Genomic DNA, 14,571 nt, shown 5'->3' on the forward strand with positions numbered 1-14,571 from the left:
CAAAATCAGCCCTAGAGGCGCAGATAACTAACCAAAGCAAGATTGGATTAAACCCAGTTATTGCCAGATGCACATGAATACAAACGACTATACACCAAGCGAACCTGCCACAGTTCCAGAGCTCGCTCTCAATGTAATAACTCGTGAAGAGCACAACATTTCGCGTAAGCAGATCAGTGACAACGCACTGAAAGTGCTGTACCGACTAAACGGTGCTGGTTTCGATGCTTTTCTTGTGGGTGGCGGGGTTCGAGACTTACTGCTTGGACAAAAACCGAAAGACTTTGATATTGCGACCAACGCAACGCCAGAACAGATCAAGCAGCTATTTAGAAACTGCCGCTTGATTGGCCGACGCTTCCGTCTGGCACACATTATGTTTGGCCGAGACATCATCGAAGTGGCGACATTCCGCGGTCACCATCAAGAGCAAAAGAACAAAAACATCTCTCAGCAATCTAAAGAAGGTATGCTGCTACGCGATAACGTGTACGGCACCATTGATGAAGACGCTGAGCGCCGTGACTTTACGATCAACTCGATGTACTACAACATCGCTGATTACTCGATCCACGACTACGCGCGCGGTATCGAAGATTTAGAAGATCGTCTGATTCGTCTGATTGGCGATCCAGAAACACGCTACCGTGAAGACCCAGTGCGCATGCTGCGTGCGGTTCGCTTTGCCGTGAAACTGGACTTTGATATTGAAGAAGACACCGCAGCACCAATCGAAGAGATGGCGCCGCTACTGCGTGAAATTCCTTCCGCTCGTCTTTTCGAAGAGTCACTCAAACTCTTGCAGTCAGGCCATGGTCTAGAGACATACCACCTGCTACGTGAATACAACTTATTCCAACAGCTGTTCCCAGCCATTTCGGAGCACTTCACAGAAGACTACTCGTCGCATACTGAACAAATGCTCGATCTTGTGTTGGATTCCACAGACATGCGTATTGAAGATGGCAAGCGCATTAACCCAGCATTTATGTTTGCTGCGATGCTGTGGTACCCGCTGTGTGCACTAGCAGACAAACTCATGGATCAACATAACTTGTGTCATTACGACGCGATCATGGAAGCGAGCAACATCATTCTTGATGATCAAGTTCGCACCATCGCAATTCCACGTCGCCATACTGCGACCATCCGTGAGATTTGGCAGCTGCAATTGCGCCTTCCACGACGCAATGGCAAACGTGCGTTCCGCCTAATGGAACTCAACAAATTTAGAGCTGGCTTTGATTTTCTTGAAATGCGCGGTGAAATTGAGGGTGGCGACACTCTGAAGCTTGCTAAGTGGTGGGAAACTTTCCAAAATGCAGGCCGAGAAATGCGCCAAGCGATGGCCGCAGACCTAGATGGTCAAGCACCAAAATCGGGCCAACGTCGCCGCAAAACCTTTCGCAAGAAAAAGAGTAAGCCGAAATCATGATCACAGCGTACATTGCGGTAGGCAGTAACTTGGCTGATCCTGTCAGCCAAGCTCAGCAAGCGATTGAGGCTCTAAAAACGTTACCAAACTCTGAGTTTGTACAAGCGTCTTCGCTATACAGCAGCACGCCTATGGGGCCACAAAATCAGCCGGATTACATCAATGCGGTTGTGGCGATCAAAACAAATTTGACGCCTCTTGAGCTACTTGATTGCACTCAAGCAATTGAGCAAGAGCAAGGGCGTGTCCGAAAAGACGAACGTTGGGGACCAAGAACCTTGGATCTTGATATCGTTCTTTACGGCAATGAGGTGATTAATTCCGAAAGACTTATTGTTCCTCATTACGGAATGCGAGAGCGCGAATTCGTACTCTACCCTCTTGCGGAAATTGCACCAAGTTTACAACTCCCTGATGGGACCGAGGTCTCTGAACTACTGGAACAAGTAGATAGAAACGGCCTCAGAATTTGGCAGTCATAGCCAGCTCCTAGTAAGGATAAAACAATGAAAAAGATGACCATCAACGACCTTATCAAGTGGAAGCAAGAAGGTCGTAAATTTGCTACTTCAACCGCTTACGATGCGAGCTTTGCACAACTTTTTGAAAGCCAAGAAATGCCCGTTCTTTTAGTTGGTGATTCACTTGGTATGGTATTGCAAGGTGAAAACGATACGCTACCAGTAACGGTAGACGACATCGTGTACCACACTCGCTGTGTGCGTGCTGGCAGCCCAAATTGCTTGCTAATGGCCGATATGCCATTCATGAGCTACGCAACACCAGAGCAAGCGTGTGAGAACGCGGCAAAATTGATGCGCGCAGGCGCAAACATGGTAAAAATCGAAGGTGGCGACTGGCTAGTTGATACCGTTAAGATGCTTACTGAACGCGCAGTGCCAGTCTGTGCTCACCTTGGCTTAACCCCTCAGTCTGTTAACATTTTTGGTGGTTACAAAATCCAAGGTCGCGATCAAGAAAAAGCGGATCGCATGGTAAAAGATGCGTTAGCGCTACAAGAAGCAGGCGCTCAAATCGTCCTACTAGAATGTGTGCCTGCAGAACTGGCAGAGCGCATTACTAAAGTACTCGACGTGCCAGTCATCGGTATCGGTGCGGGTAACGTAACGGATGGTCAGATTCTTGTAATGCATGATATGTTCGGCATCTCTGCCAACTACATGCCTAAATTCTCCAAAAACTTCCTTGCTGAAACAGGTGATATGCGCAAAGCCGTTGCAAAATACATTGAAGATGTAGCAAACGGTGTATTCCCAGACGACGCTCATACCATTGCCTAGAGGATAAAAGCATGCAAACTTTTGCGGAAATCTCAGCAGTTCGTGAACACCTTAAAACCTTTAAACGTGAAGGTCGTAAAATTGCCTTCGTCCCTACAATGGGCAACCTTCACGAAGGTCACTTAACTTTAGTGCGTAAAGCACGCGAATACGCTGATATCGTTGTCGTAAGCATCTTTGTAAACCCGATGCAATTTGATCGTGCAGACGATTTAAATAACTACCCACGTACGCTTGAAGAAGACTTAAGCAAGTTGACGGCAGAAGGCGTCGATGTGGTATTCACGCCAACTCCAGAAATCATCTACCCAGAAGGTCTGGATAAGCAAACCTTCGTCGATGTTCCTGGCCTCTCAACGATTCTAGAAGGCGCGTCTCGCCCAGGTCACTTCCGTGGCGTGACGACCATTGTGAATAAGCTATTTAACATCGTACAACCGGATGTAGCATGCTTCGGCGAGAAGGACTTCCAACAACTTGCTGTTATCCGCAAGATGGTTGATGACCTAGCAATGGATATTGAAATCATTGGTGTACCAACCGTACGAGAGATGGACGGTTTAGCAATGAGTTCACGTAATGGCCTGCTGACATTGGATGAACGTCAACGTGCGCCAGTGCTTGCTCGTACAATGCGTTGGATCAGCAGTGCCATTCGTGGTGGCCGCGATGATTACGCATCCATCATTGAAGATGCAAATGATCAGCTACGCGCTGCCGGTCTTCAGCCTGATGAGATCTTCATTCGTGATGCTCGTACTCTGCAAGTGATCACACCAGAAACGACACAAGCTGTAATTCTGATGTCGGCATTCTTAGGTCAAGCTCGTCTTATCGACAACCAAACCGTTGATATGGTTGTGGAATCGAAAGATGAAACAGAATCTAATGATGGCACCACAGCAAACGCCGAATAAGCCAAACGCTCAAAAGAAAAAGGTCGACCTTGTGTCGACCTTTTTTATGTTCTACGTATAGACGCAATCAAATCCTTCAGGACGTGTTTTAAACCGTTTGTGCAACCACATCCACGCAGGAATATCGCGTCTTATCATTTTTTCGAGTTCTTGGTTCAAGATACTTGCCGCTTTCATCGCATTACGCTTTTCAAAATACTCACTGAGATCCTTCCCAATATACAACGTGTAGTGATGATTCCTGCTCACTGTGACACCTGATATGACCGCGCACTTTGTTGCGTCAATAAGCACACTAGACCCCACAGTGCTCGCAGCTTGTTCAACGGCAAAAAACGGTGCAAAAACAGAATGACTGGCACCATAATCATGATCAGGTAAATACCAAAGTCGATGGCCATTTTTCAAAACTTTGAGCATTGATTTCACGTCTTTTCGATCGATCATTTGATGCCCAAAACGAGTTCGGCCTCGATGTTGAATAAATTCATAAGCAGGGTTTGAGTTTGGTCGATAAACACCATAGCCTTTGGCAAATTGGCTAAAGATACGAGCGGTTATTTCCAAGTTCAAATGGTGACTACACACCACTAATACACCGCGACCGTTCTTTTCCTCTGTGAGCAGACGATCTTTGCCAACAATAGAAGTTATGCGATTAATTCGCCAGTCAGGCCAAAACCAAGCGATACCAGTTTCGATGAGCGCCATTCCCGTGTATTGAAAGTTTTTTCGTACCACATCCTTGCATTGCCAATCTGTATAGTCAGGAAAACATAGCTGAAGATTACGCAAAGCGATCTTGTATCGGCGCTTCATTAACTGCATCGCAACGCAACCGATGCTTCTACCTAAGATTCGTAATACCACATACGGCAGTACATTAACAATGATTGCTAGAGCTCCAAATGCCAGCCAAACAGACCAATATTTGGGCTTGAGTAACTGATAGGAAAAAAGCGGCGGCGGGACAATATTCATAGGATCACTCATTTATTACAAATGATTGAAACCTATCATGATAAAAACCGGAAGATTGTATGGGTATGTATTGTTGTGCATGCAAAAGAGCAGCGTAAATCGCTGCTCTTTTCTTTATGAGCATGGCTTAGCTTCGTAGCCCAATCCCTTTTGTTACCAAGTAGTGGGCAATGGCGTACAGCACCACAACAAACACACCCAGTACACTAAATGAAGTCACGATACCAACATCCGATACGCCTAAAAATCCGTAACGGAATGCATTCACCATGTAAACAATTGGGTTGATTTTCGATACACCTTGCCAAAACTCAGGCAACAGGCTAATCGAATAAAACACACCGCCAAGATAGGTAAGCGGCGTTAAGACAAACGTAGGAATGATTGAGATGTCATCAAACGTCTTTGCGTAAACCGCATTGATCAATCCACCAAGAGCAAACACCACCGACGTCATAAATACCGTCGCCACAATAATGCCCCAGTGCTCAACCTGTAGATCTACAAACAGCAGCGACACGCACGTCACAATAGCACCAACCAGCAAGCCACGGGTTACACCACCCATGACATAACCTGCGATGATGACGTAGTTTGGCACAGGTGCAACCAACAACTCTTCGATGTTCTTTTGCAGTTTTGCACTAAAGAATGAAGACGCGACATTTGAATATGAGTTGGTGATCACCGACATCATGATCAAACCCGGCACGATGTATTCCATGTAGCTAAATCCGCTCATTTCACCAATTCGAGAACCGATCAGATTACCGAAGATGATGAAGTACAGCGTCATCGTAATCGCTGGAGGCACCAAAGTTTGTACCCAAATACGCGAGAAGCGCGTCACCTCTTTACCCAGCAAACTACGAAATGCCGTCCAATACAGTTGGTACATTTACTTGCTCCCCTCTCTGACAATGCTGACAAACAGTTCTTCTAATCGGTTGGCTTTATTGCGCATCGACAGCACTTTCACGCCATGTTCCGTTAATTGAGCAAACACTGCATTGAGACCTTGGCTTTTATCTAACTCAATTTCTAATGAGCCATCGATTAAGCTTTGACGATTGACACCATTCAACTCAGGCACTTCGCCGTCAGTCTCGATATCTAGAATAAAGGTTTCTACGCTGAGTTTGCTGAGCAACGCTTTCATGGTGGTGTTTTCAATCAACTCGCCGCGATTGATAATGCCTATGTTGCGACACAGCATTTCCGCTTCTTCTAAATAGTGCGTAGTAAGAATGATAGTGATCCCTTGCTGCTGATTGATTTCTTTGAGGAAATCCCACATTGAACGACGCAGCTCAATGTCCACCCCAGCCGTCGGCTCATCCAAAATCAGCAGTTTTGGTTCGTGCATGAGCGCGCGAGCAATCATCAAGCGACGCTTCATACCACCCGATAAGTTACGAGCACGCTCTTTGCGCTTCTCCCATAAATCGAGCTTCTTCAGGTATTTTTCTGCTCGCTCTTTTGCCAGAATTTTAGAAACACCATAGTAACCCGCTTGTTGAATGACGATCTGCTCAACCGTTTCAAATTGGTTGAAGTTGAATTCTTGAGGCACTAAACCAAGGTTTTGCTTGGCAAGTTCTAAATCAGTATCAATGTCATAACCAAAAACTTTTGCTACTCCAGAAGTCTTATTAACCAAAGAAGAGATGATGCCGATCGTGGTTGATTTTCCTGCACCGTTAGGTCCAAGAAGCGCGTAAAAGTCACCTTTTTTAACTTGTAGACTGATGCCTTTTAACGCTTCAAAGCCGCCCGCATACGTTTTACGTAATTGTTCAATTTCTAATGCGTACATAGCGTAATGATTGCCATCTGTTAGTGAATTGGGATGACCAGTTCCAAGATAAGCATCACCTGAAGCTTAGTAGGAAGCTGGAGAAAGTTTCATTAGTTTATCGTCGAATAACGATGATTACAATTAAACCTTTCGACAATATTGGAAATATCAACCTTGTAATTTTCAAGGTTTTCAATTGAGGGGGTTAAGGGGAAACAAAAAAAGCGCTGCTAAACAGGCTGAGCAGCGCTTTCATACAGAGTGTGAAAATTAAGCTGTCATTCGCTGGTAGTGATCCGATTCTACATGCGCGACAGCCGCATTCAAGGCCTCGTAGCGGAACTGATACATATTGTTATCCGGCACTAGATCGATGACATGAAACTTCTCTAGTTGCTCGCGAGTACGCTGATTCGGACACAACAAGTACACTTCACAGCGAGCATCTAACGCGTCTTTAATGGCGTTTTCGAGTGCTAGGCCCACCGTAACATCCAGCATAGGAACATCGGTCAAATCCAAGATCATCACGTCGTAATCTGAAATACTGGTGTGTTGACGAGAAATGGCCTTAGACACACTGAAAATCATTGGGCCAGAGAGATAGAAGAACAACACTCGCCCATTGGCGCGATCTAACAATCCTCGTTCACTGTCCGTCAGTGGCACATCGTCTTCGTCGGCATCACTGATGGCTTTTACCTGACGAGCTTGTTCGCGACTCAAGCGCTCAATAATCATGATGTTTGAAACAAACACACCCAAACCAACGGCCACAATGAGATCAACAAACACTGTCAGTAGCATCACGCCATACATGATCGCCATGCCAGAAAAACTGACCTTATGCGCGCGCTGGATAAAGCTCCAATCTAAGATGTTAAAGCCAACGTACACCGCGATGCCTGCTAGCACTGCCATTGGGATAGGTTCGGTTAATCCACCAGCCACCAAAACAACCAGAGCCAATACTAAGGCTCGCACCACACCAGATAATGGAGAGCGAGCGCCAACTTGGATGTTTGTCACCGTGCCCATCGTCGCGCCAGCTCCTGGAAGTGCGCCGAATAAACCTGAAATCATATTCGCTAAGCCCTGACCACGAAGCTCTTTGTCGGAATCGTGCTCTTTACGGGTAAGTGAGTCACCGATAACCGCCGTTAACAAGGTATCAATACAACCGAGCGTACCTAACACCAATGCATCGATGACCATTTCAACGAACATATCGGGGTCGATATGTGGCGCGACCAAAGATGGCAGGCCAGCCGGAATTTCCCCGATACGGCGGATATCTTCCGTATCAAACAACATCACCGACAATAAGGTCACTGCGACCAGTGCCACCAATTGGGCGGGTACATATTTGCGATACTTCTTTGGGAAAAAGAACAGAATGCCTAATGTCAGCAAGCCAAGGAAAAGCTCGTTAAATTTTAGATTAGAAATGGTTTCAGGCAGCGCGGACAATGTCCCTAGCACTCCTCCCGTAGGCGCAGCGTGCCCCAGGAGTGGCGACAATTGAAGAATGATGAGTATGACACCAATACCCGACATAAAGCCGGAGATCACGCTGTAAGGCATTAAGGTGACGTATTTGCCCATCTTCAGCGTTCCGAGCAGGATCTGAAACGCACCCGCCATCATGACAACAGTAAACGTCATCGCCATACCTGTTTCAGGGTACTTCGCCATCATACTGGTCAATACGGCTGTCATGATCACCGTCATCGGCCCCGTGGGTTCTGAGATAAGTGTATTTGAGCCACCAAATAAGGAGGCAAACAAGCCCACCATTATGGCGCCCCAAAGGCCAGCTTCTGCACCTGCCCCCGAAGCAACCCCGAACGCCAACGCCAAAGGGAGAGAAATAATGGCCGTGGTCACCCCGCCAAATATATCCCCTTTGAAATTGATATCTTTAAAACGACTACCGAACACCGTTTAGCTCCCTGCATTAATTTCAAAATTAAATAAGTAAAATGTCATTACTTTAACGAGGAATGTGAAAAATTAAACCATAAATAAATTATGGCTTAATTCGTTATCTAATAAGCGGTCTGAATTGTACGAATTTATTTCCAAGAACACGTCAGATGAGTCCTGTCTGACGCATATTTAACGGGATCGAAATTGTAACATTGTGTATAGTTACAACACTGATCGCTTGATATGTTTCAATTGCGATGAGTGCTTTTGTCATTTAAGGGAAGTAGTTTGCAAGATGCCGGAAATTAAACAGTTATTTGAGAATAATTCAAAATGGTCGGAAGAAATCAAATCTGATCGTCCTGAATATTTCGCTAAGCTCGCCGAAGGCCAAAAGCCTGATTTTCTTTGGATTGGCTGCTCCGATAGTCGAGTACCCGCAGAACGATTAACCGGCCTTTACTCCGGTGAATTATTTGTTCACCGCAATGTTGCAAACCAAGTCATTCACACAGACCTCAATTGCCTTTCCGTTGTTCAATACGCCGTTGATGTACTCAAGGTGAAGCACATTATTGTGTGTGGTCACTACGGTTGCGGCGGTGTTAACGCAGCGATAGATAACCCTCAACTCGGGCTTATCAATAACTGGCTACTGCACATCAGAGATCTTTACTTCAAGCATCGTTCTTACTTAGATCAAATGCCTGTTGAAGATCGTGCCGATAAGCTTGGTGAAATTAACGTTGCAGAACAAGTTTATAACCTAGGCAATTCAACCATCATGCAAAACGCGTGGGAGCGCGGGCAAGATGTCGAAATTCACGGTGTCGTATACGGAATTGAAGATGGTCGCCTTGAATATTTGGGTATTCGCTCTAATTCTAAAGAGACCGTTGAAGCATCGTACCAGAAAGCACTGTCGACGATTTTGAACCCTGACAATAAGCTTCTGTGTCGCTAAGCCATAAAATCTGAATAAATAAAAAACGCCCATTTATATGGGCGTTTTTTTGTATTTCGAATAGTGAACTCAATTATTCTTGAGGAACCACTTTACCGATGAATGGTAGGTGACGGTATTTTTGAGCGTAATCGATACCAACACCAACAACGAACTCGTCAGGGATCTCGAAACCAATCCAATCAACTGGCACATTTACTTCACGGCGAGATGGCTTGTCTAGTAGCGTACAAATCGCGATAGATTTAGGTTCACGTAGCGATAGGATTTCGCGAATTTTATTTAGCGTGTTACCTGTATCGATGATGTCTTCAACAAGCAAAACGTCTTTGCCTTTAATGTCATCATCCAAATCTTTCAAGATGCGTACATCGCGTGAGCTTTCCATCGTGTTGCCGTAGCTTGATGCCGTCATAAAATCAACTTGATGAGTCAGTTCAATAGCACGCGCTAGATCGGCCATAAATACAAAAGAACCACGCAACAAGCCAACCAAAACTAGGTCTTCACTGCCTTGGTAACGCTCTGTAATTTGTTTGCCTAATTCACGAATTCGTTCCTGAACTTCTTGCTCAGAAATCATGACTTCTATTGTATGTTTCATACTGTGCTCAATTTAGTTTGTGGGTTGAGGTAGGTCGCACGCAAACGATCACCTAATCTTACGGCGTGTAGTGTATCACCACGAAGAGTGGGTTGAAAGTCACATCCTTTTGCGGAAAATTCTTGGGAGCGCTGCCAAATTTTCGAAAGTTTACAGCAAAACTTATCAATAATAATGACATTACTGTCTATAAATTATCCATCAGATGTTGACCTTGTGCATATGCACCATTACACTCATCACTGCTTAAAGCAATTATTAAAATAATCAATTAGGGGGTTACCCCCAACAACAACTCAAATGGCAAGGAAAATGGATATGGACTCAATTGCAAAGAGACCTAGAACTAGGCTTTCTCCTCTTAAACGTAAGCAACAACTCATGGAAATCGCGTTAGAAGTATTTGCACGCCGTGGTATTGGCCGTGGTGGTCACGCAGATATTGCTGAAATTGCGCAAGTGTCTGTTGCAACCGTTTTTAACTACTTCCCAACTCGCGAAGATTTGGTTGATGAAGTTCTCAACCATGTTGTACGTCAGTTCTCGAATTTCCTTTCGGATAATATCGACCTAGACATACACGCTCGAGAAAACATCGCAAACATCACCAATGCGATGATCGAGCTCGTAAGCCAAGATTGTCACTGGCTGAAAGTTTGGTTCGAGTGGAGCGCATCAACTCGTGATGAAGTTTGGCCTCTATTTGTGTCTACCAACCGCACTAACCAATTATTGGTTCAAAACATGTTCATTAAAGCGATTGAACGCGGTGAAGTGTGTGAACAACACGATTCAGAACACTTGGCAAATCTATTCCACGGTATTTGTTACTCGCTGTTCGTACAAGCAAACCGCTTCAAAGGTGAAGCCGAGTTGAAAGAGCTCGTGAGCGCTTACCTAGATATGCTTTGCATCTACAATCGCGAACACTAAAGCTCAGATTTGAATACAAACAAGCCCACCACATGGTGGGCTTTTCTATGTTTGTCTGCTTCGAACATTCAAATACAAAAAAACCGCTGAAGTTCAGCGGTTTTTACTATTCTTTCAGTAAGAGAACTTACTTCTTCTTAACTGCTTTTTTGTTTGGCAGGTCAGTGATTGAACCTTCAAATACTTCAGCAGCTAGACCTACAGACTCGTGTAGAGTTGGGTGAGCGTGGATAGTCAGAGCGATATCTTCTGCATCACAGCCCATCTCGATCGCCAGACCGATTTCGCCTAGTAGTTCACCACCGTTAGTACCAACGATAGCACCACCGATTACGCGATGAGTTTCTTTGTCGAAGATTAGCTTAGTCATACCATCTGAACAGTCAGATGCGATTGCACGACCTGATGCAGCCCATGGGAATGTCGCCACTTCGTACTTGATGCCTTCTGCTTTCGCTTCTTTCTCTGTCTTACCAACCCAAGCCACTTCTGGCTCAGTGTACGCGATTGAAGGGATAACTTTAGGGTCAAAGTAGTGCTTCTTACCAGAGATAACTTCAGCCGCTACGTGGCCTTCATGCACACCTTTGTGAGCAAGCATTGGCTGACCAACGATATCACCGATCGCGAAGATGTGAGGAACGTTAGTACGCATTTGCTTATCAACGTTGATGAAGCCGCGCTCGTCGATTTCTAGACCCGCTTTTTCACCGTCGATAAGTTTGCCGTTTGGTACACGACCGATAGCAACAAGAACCGCATCGTAGCGCTCTGCTTCAGCAGGTGCTTTTTTGCCTTCCATTGAAACGTAGATACCGTCTTCTTTCGCTTCAACTGCTGTTACTTTCGTTTCTAGCATTAACTTGAACTTGTCTTTGATACGCTTGGTGTAAACCTTAACGATATCTTTGTCTGCAGCAGGGATTACCTGGTCAAACATCTCAACAACTTCAACTTTAGAACCTAGAGAGTGGTAAACCGTACCCATTTCTAGACCGATGATACCACCACCCATGATAAGCAGTTTTTCTGGCACTTCTTTCAGTTCAAGAGCGTCAGTAGAGTCCCAAATACGTGGGTCTTCATGCGGGATAAATGGCAGTTTGATTGGACGAGAACCAGCCGCAACGATTGCGTTGTCGAAGTTAACAACGGTTGACTCGCCTTCACCTTCTACAAGGATAGAGTTAGGGCCAGTGAACTTACCGTAACCGTTTACCACTGTTACGTTACGCATCTTAGCCATGCCGCTTAGGCCGCCAGTTAGTTGGTTAACAACTTTTTCTTTCCAGATACGGATCTTGTTGATGTCTGTTTGCGGTTCGCCGAACACAACGCCGTGATCAGCCATCGCTTTCGCTTCTTCAATTACTTTAGAAACGTGTAGAAGTGCTTTAGATGGGATACAACCCACGTTCAGACACACACCACCTAGAGTGCTGTAACGTTCAACAAGTACAGTTTCAAGACCTAAGTCTGCACAACGGAAGGCAGCGGAGTAACCAGCAGGACCAGAACCAAGTACAACAACTTGGGCTTTAATTTCTTTGCTCATTTTGACCTCTTGTAGTCATTATCCCTAACAGGCTGAGTGGGTATCGATTTTTTCTGTTTAAGAGTTATTCGTTTTAAACAATTATTTTCAGACCGCCAACAGTTTACAGAGATGTTAATGGTGTGAAAAGTAAATCAATTTAGCCTGTGAGCTAGACAACAATTCGATTGTGAAAACCCTGTAGAGAATAAGGGAGATAACCAAATTGTCCGGTAATTATTATTAGCAGAGGCGGCTAAATTGCCGCCTCTCATTCATCTAACTTCTATTAAAGAACTAGACGACGAATGTCAGATAGACATGAATTTAGGTAAGTGATGAAGCGCGCACCTTCAGCACCATCGATCACACGGTGGTCGTATGATAGAGACAGTGGAAGTTGTAGACGCGGTTCGAACTCTTTACCGTTCCATACAGGTTTCATTTCTGACTTAGACACACCTAGGATACCAACTTCTGGCGCGTTTACGATTGGAGTAAACGCCGTACCGCCGATACCACCTAGGCTAGAGATAGTGAAACAGCCACCTTGCATGTCAGCAGCAGTTAGCTTGCCTGAACGTGCTTTCTTAGAAACAGCCATTAGCTCTTCAGATAGCTCGTAGATGCCTTTCTTGTTCACGTCTTTAAATACAGGAACAACTAGACCGTTTGGCGTATCTACTGCGATACCGATGTTCACGTATTTCTTCAGAATTAGGCTCTCACCGTCTTCTGATAGAGAAGAGTTGAACGCTGGGAACGCTTCAAGTGCTTTAGCCGCCGCTTTCATGATGAACACTAGTGGAGTGATCTTCATGCCAGTGTCTTTCTTCGCTTCAATCGCGTTTTGCTCTTTACGGAATGCTTCAAGAGCCGTGATGTCTGCGTTATCCCACTGTGTAACGTGCGGGATCATTACCCAGTTACGGTGTAGGTTAGCACCAGAGATCTTCTTAATGCGAGATAGCGGTTGTACTTCTGTCTCACCGAACTTGCTGAAGTCCACTTTTGGCCATGGTAGTAGACCAAGAGCTGCACCGTCGCCTTTGCCAGATGCTGCTGCACCAGACTCAAGACGCTTAAGCGCTTCTTTCACGTAGTTCTGAACGTCTTCTTTCAGGATACGGCTCTTACGACCAGAACCTTTAACCTTAGAAAGGTTTACGCCGAACTCACGAGCTAGACGACGAACAACTGGAGACGCGTGAGCGTACTCATCATTGTCTTGGAAGTCGCCAGCTGCTGCCGCTGGTGCTTCTACTTTAGGAGCAGGAGCCGCTGCAGGTGCAGCCGCTTGAGCTGGAGCCGCCGCCGGAGCAGGTGCTGCGCCCGCCACTTCGAATACCATGATTAGTGAGCCAGTAGACACTTTGTCGCCAGCTGCAATCTTGATTTCTTTAACTGTACCAGCGAATGGTGCAGGAACTTCCATAGAAGCTTTGTCGCCTTCAACAGTGATTAGAGATTGCTCTTCTTCCACTGTGTCGCCAACTGCAACCATGATTTCAGTCACTTCTACTTCGTCGCCACCGATATCTGGAACGTTAACTTCTTTTGCCGCAGACGCTGCTGGAGCTGCTGCCGCTGGAGCTTCAACTGCCGCAGGAGCTGCTGGAGCACCTGAACCTGCAGTTTCGAATACCATGATTAGAGAGCCAGTCGATACTTTATCGCCTGCAGCTACTTTGATCTCTTTAAGCGTACCTGCGAATGGTGCAGGAACTTCCATAGAAGCTTTGTCGCCTTCTACAGTGATCAGAGATTGCTCTTCTTCGATGCTGTCGCCGATTGCTACCATGATTTCAGTAACTTCAACTTCGTCACCACCGATATCTGGTACGTGAACTTCTTTCAGTTCTGCCGCTGCTGCTGGAGCTGGAGCCGCTGCTGGAGCCGCTTCTGCCGCAGGAGCAGGTGCAGCGTCTGCTGCACCTTCGGCTTCGAAAATCATGATTAGAGAACCAGTAGAAACCTTGTCGCCTTCTGCAACTTTGATTTCTTTAACGATACCCGCTTGAGAAGCAGGAACTTCCATAGAAGCTTTATCGCCTTCAACAGTGATCAGAGACTGTTCTTCTTCAACCTTGTCGCCAACGCTTACAAGAATCTCAGTAACTTCAACCTCATCCGCACCGATGTCTGGTACATTAATTTCGATTGCCATTTCTTATC

The 14,571-nt window shown here is 45.7% G+C and carries 13 protein-coding genes; 6 read left to right on the forward strand and 7 right to left on the reverse strand.

All coding sequences use genetic code 11. The annotated features are described in order from the left end of the window. The first annotated feature begins 67 nt into the window (after positions 1–67). Genes pcnB through panC form a run of 4 tightly spaced genes read left to right on the forward strand, consistent with a single transcriptional unit; the run spans position 68 to position 3,653 of the window. The gene (gene pcnB, locus ACYJZR_RS12325; RefSeq protein ID WP_015297242.1) at positions 68–1,435 is read left to right on the forward strand and encodes a polynucleotide adenylyltransferase PcnB; all 1,368 of its coding nucleotides are present in this window, start codon (positions 68–70) and stop codon (positions 1,433–1,435) included. Beyond that, entirely contained in the window at positions 1,432–1,917 is a 486-nt protein-coding gene (gene folK, locus ACYJZR_RS12330; protein ID WP_005494002.1) for a 2-amino-4-hydroxy-6-hydroxymethyldihydropteridine diphosphokinase, read from the forward strand. Before pcnB ends, folK begins: the two co-directional genes overlap by 4 nt. Positions 1,918–1,941: 24 nt before the next feature. Beyond that, on the forward strand, positions 1,942–2,736 hold the full coding sequence (gene panB / locus ACYJZR_RS12335) for a 3-methyl-2-oxobutanoate hydroxymethyltransferase (RefSeq protein WP_005454450.1): 795 nt from the start codon (positions 1,942–1,944) through the stop codon (positions 2,734–2,736). Positions 2,737–2,747: 11 nt separating this feature from the next. Then, positions 2,748–3,653, forward strand: coding sequence for a pantoate--beta-alanine ligase (gene panC / locus ACYJZR_RS12340; RefSeq protein ID WP_138938303.1), 906 nt, complete (start codon positions 2,748–2,750; stop codon positions 3,651–3,653). 51 nt (positions 3,654–3,704) lie between these two features. On the opposite strand, the gene ACYJZR_RS12345 is transcribed toward panC, so the two are convergent. The 4 genes from ACYJZR_RS12345 to ACYJZR_RS12360 all read right to left on the reverse strand — a co-directional run bounded on the left by ACYJZR_RS12345 (position 3,705) and on the right by ACYJZR_RS12360 (position 8,373). Next, positions 3,705–4,634 carry a Kdo(2)-lipid IV(A) acyltransferase gene (locus tag ACYJZR_RS12345; RefSeq protein WP_005490362.1) on the reverse strand — a complete coding sequence of 310 codons (930 nt, stop codon included), beginning with the start codon at positions 4,632–4,634 and terminating at the stop codon, positions 3,705–3,707. Between the two features lie 127 nt (positions 4,635–4,761). Then, positions 4,762–5,532, reverse strand: a complete 771-nt coding sequence (locus ACYJZR_RS12350) for an ABC transporter permease (protein WP_005479696.1) — start codon at positions 5,530–5,532, stop codon at positions 4,762–4,764. Beyond that, positions 5,533–6,450, reverse strand: a complete 918-nt coding sequence (locus ACYJZR_RS12355; protein WP_005462584.1) for an ABC transporter ATP-binding protein — start codon at positions 6,448–6,450, stop codon at positions 5,533–5,535. Positions 6,451–6,702: 252 nt separating this feature from the next. Beyond that, on the reverse strand, positions 6,703–8,373 hold the full coding sequence (locus ACYJZR_RS12360) for a SulP family inorganic anion transporter (RefSeq protein WP_005493993.1): 1,671 nt from the start codon (positions 8,371–8,373) through the stop codon (positions 6,703–6,705). A gap of 283 nt (positions 8,374–8,656) precedes the next feature. On the opposite strand from ACYJZR_RS12360, the gene can reads away from it, so the two are divergent. Further along, positions 8,657–9,325, forward strand: coding sequence for a carbonate dehydratase (can, locus tag ACYJZR_RS12365; RefSeq protein ID WP_005462578.1), 669 nt, complete (start codon positions 8,657–8,659; stop codon positions 9,323–9,325). Positions 9,326–9,398: 73 nt separating this feature from the next. Here the strand turns inward: can and hpt are convergent, their stop codons facing one another. Beyond that, entirely contained in the window at positions 9,399–9,929 is a 531-nt protein-coding gene (gene hpt / locus ACYJZR_RS12370) for a hypoxanthine phosphoribosyltransferase (RefSeq protein WP_005479701.1), read from the reverse strand. A 318-nt stretch (positions 9,930–10,247) separates the two neighbouring features. On the opposite strand from hpt, the gene opaR reads away from it, so the two are divergent. Beyond that, positions 10,248–10,862, forward strand: coding sequence for a transcriptional regulator OpaR (opaR, locus tag ACYJZR_RS12375; protein ID WP_047733522.1), 615 nt, complete (start codon positions 10,248–10,250; stop codon positions 10,860–10,862). A gap of 127 nt (positions 10,863–10,989) precedes the next feature. On the opposite strand, the gene lpdA is transcribed toward opaR, so the two are convergent. Continuing rightward, positions 10,990–12,417 carry a dihydrolipoyl dehydrogenase gene (gene lpdA, locus ACYJZR_RS12380; RefSeq protein WP_005479684.1) on the reverse strand — a complete coding sequence of 476 codons (1,428 nt, stop codon included), beginning with the start codon at positions 12,415–12,417 and terminating at the stop codon, positions 10,990–10,992. A gap of 268 nt (positions 12,418–12,685) precedes the next feature. Continuing rightward, positions 12,686–14,563, reverse strand: coding sequence for a pyruvate dehydrogenase complex dihydrolipoyllysine-residue acetyltransferase (gene aceF / locus ACYJZR_RS12385; RefSeq protein WP_140091712.1), 1,878 nt, complete (start codon positions 14,561–14,563; stop codon positions 12,686–12,688). Between the last annotated feature and the right edge of the window lie 8 nt (positions 14,564–14,571).

This window comes from Vibrio sp. RC2502, assembly GCF_054850435.1.

Bases quoted from the DNA above. Each gene is read 5' to 3' on its own strand.
- ACYJZR_RS12350 (WP_005479696.1), bottom strand. From the start codon at position 5,532: ATGTACCAACTGTATTGGACGGCATTTCGTAGTTTGCTGGGTAAAGAG.
- ACYJZR_RS12345 (WP_005490362.1), bottom strand. From the start codon at position 4,634: ATGAATATTGTCCCGCCGCCGCTTTTTTCCTATCAGTTACTCAAGCCC.
- pcnB (WP_015297242.1), top strand. From the start codon at position 68: ATGCACATGAATACAAACGACTATACACCAAGCGAACCTGCCACAGTT.
- aceF (WP_140091712.1), bottom strand. From the start codon at position 14,563: ATGGCAATCGAAATTAATGTACCAGACATCGGTGCGGATGAGGTTGAA.
- opaR (WP_047733522.1), top strand. From the start codon at position 10,248: ATGGACTCAATTGCAAAGAGACCTAGAACTAGGCTTTCTCCTCTTAAA.
- ACYJZR_RS12355 (WP_005462584.1), bottom strand. From the start codon at position 6,450: ATGTACGCATTAGAAATTGAACAATTACGTAAAACGTATGCGGGCGGC.
- folK (WP_005494002.1), top strand. From the start codon at position 1,432: ATGATCACAGCGTACATTGCGGTAGGCAGTAACTTGGCTGATCCTGTC.
- hpt (WP_005479701.1), bottom strand. From the start codon at position 9,929: ATGAAACATACAATAGAAGTCATGATTTCTGAGCAAGAAGTTCAGGAA.
- lpdA (WP_005479684.1), bottom strand. From the start codon at position 12,417: ATGAGCAAAGAAATTAAAGCCCAAGTTGTTGTACTTGGTTCTGGTCCT.
- panC (WP_138938303.1), top strand. From the start codon at position 2,748: ATGCAAACTTTTGCGGAAATCTCAGCAGTTCGTGAACACCTTAAAACC.
- can (WP_005462578.1), top strand. From the start codon at position 8,657: ATGCCGGAAATTAAACAGTTATTTGAGAATAATTCAAAATGGTCGGAA.
- panB (WP_005454450.1), top strand. From the start codon at position 1,942: ATGAAAAAGATGACCATCAACGACCTTATCAAGTGGAAGCAAGAAGGT.